This window comes from Virgibacillus carmonensis (assembly GCF_057836705.1).
Genome location: NZ_JBYQFJ010000176.1, coordinates 1 through 686 on the forward strand (window position 1 = coordinate 1; position 686 = coordinate 686).

The 686-nt window shown below is 35.4% G+C and carries 1 protein-coding gene; it reads left to right on the forward strand.

Going from position 1 to position 686, the window contains the following annotated elements; translation table 11 throughout:
- Positions 1-505: biotin/lipoyl-containing protein (locus AC3G7N_RS21225; protein ID WP_489424126.1), on the forward strand; the 505-nt coding region annotated here is incomplete at its 5' end.
- Between the last annotated feature and the right edge of the window lie 181 nt (positions 506-686).

Here is a 686-nt window from a genome sequence, read left to right on the forward strand (position 1 = left end):
TTTATATCCGAAAGTGTTTATGGACTATCATCGTTTTCAAGAGACATATGGTGATGTGTCTGTATTGGACACACCAACATTTTTATACGGGATGCGCCTTGGTGAGGAAATTGAAGTAGAAATTGAACAAGGTAAAACATTAATCGTAAAATTAGTTTCTATTTCTGAAGCTCACGCAGATGGTACACGAGTCATTTACTTTGAACTTAATGGACAATCGAGAGAAGTTGTTGTAAAAGATGACAATATAAAATCACAACTGGCGACAAAACAACTAGCTGACAAAGGAAACGAGAAACATATTGGAGCTACAATGCCAGGTACAGTTGTGAAAGTTATTTGTGAAAAAGGCGATAAAGTTAAAAAGGGAGACTATCTTCTAATAACTGAGGCAATGAAAATGGAAACAACCGTTCAGGCTCCTTTTGACGGTGTAATCAAATCGATTCACGTCAGTAACGGAGAAGCTATTAAAGTGAATGATTTATTGATTGAATTTGAATAATGGGTACAAAAAAGTAGCAGCAATCCAGGATTGCTGCTACTTTTTCTGGTGTACCACTCACTCGTATTTTGCACTTCGGTTTGAAAGTAAAATAAAATAACTCAGCATCGCAAAATAACAAGATACTACGAAAGCATGCATTAATGCTATTCCAAGGTTTAGCAATGTGAAAATAATCATT